This is a genomic window from Mesorhizobium sp. M7A.F.Ca.CA.003.01.2.1, from assembly GCF_003998945.1.
Taxonomy (GTDB): domain Bacteria; phylum Pseudomonadota; class Alphaproteobacteria; order Rhizobiales; family Rhizobiaceae; genus Mesorhizobium; species Mesorhizobium ciceri.
The window spans coordinates 1-885 of the sequence record NZ_RZRA01001422.1 but is presented as its reverse complement, the minus strand read 5'-3'; the positions used below and the strand labels follow the sequence as shown (position 1 = coordinate 885).

Sequence of the window (885 nt, the reverse complement as noted above, 5' to 3'; positions counted from 1 at the left end):
GTGGCGGGCAAGGGTGGCCAGCACGCGATTGCTCTGGCAGGGACGGCCGAAGAATGTCGTCTCCAGTCCATTGGAGAATTTCTGGTCGACAAGGATGCCGATGTTGCCGCCGTTCTCCAGAACCCCGGCCAGGGCGAATGACGCGCCCGCCATGGATGGCAGCAACGAGCCCATGGTCGAGCGGCGCGTCGAGAGGATGTAGTCGGCGAGATAGGGATTGTTAGGCGGGCGAAACAGCGCAGTGATGTTCATGCCGAAAGTCGCGGCCGCCACCGGCAGCAATTCGAAATTGCCGAGATGACCGGTGAAGACGATGTGCGGCTTCTCTTCGCTGGCTATTTCGACGAAGTGGTCAGCTCCCTTGACCTCGACGCGGCCGGGCTCGCTGGCTGCGGGGTCGTAGTCGAAGAGGGCGTCGAGAAAGATGTATTCGGCGGCAAGGCGAGCCATGTTGCCCCACATGTCGGAGGCGATCGCCTGGATTTCGGCTTCGCTCTTTTCCGGATAGGCCTTGCGCAGATTGTCGACGGCGACCTGATGGCGTCCCACCCGGGGGCCGACCAGGCGTGCGACGCGGTCGGCGAAATTCAGCGCACTGTCGGCCGGCAGCAGGCGCAGGACCGAGATGATCATCATCGCTGCCCGCGCCACCAGCCAGTAATTGAGCTGGCGCAGTTGCCTGCCGTAACGAAATTTGAGGTCCCGGCGGAACTTCTTGAATACAGAGGTCAAGGCTCTAGCCGACGCGCAGGATGATCTTGCCGAAAACGTCGCGGCCTTCCATGCGCTTCAGCGCGGCGTCGATACCGTCGAAGCCGACTTCGGTGTCGATGACGGGTGCGACCTGTCCCGCCGCCATTTTCTGCATGGCGTTGGCCATGTTTT

2 protein-coding genes are annotated in these 885 nt (G+C 62.1%); both read right to left on the bottom strand.

Features of this window, described 5'->3' with window-relative positions; all coding sequences use genetic code 11:
- On the bottom strand, positions 1-732 hold a 732-nt coding region (locus EN969_RS33180), incomplete at its 3' end, for a lipid A biosynthesis lauroyl acyltransferase (protein ID WP_127419851.1).
- Positions 733-736: 4 nt separating this feature from the next.
- The coding region (locus tag EN969_RS33175; protein WP_164758759.1) for a zinc-binding dehydrogenase at positions 737-885 on the bottom strand (149 nt) is incomplete at its 5' end.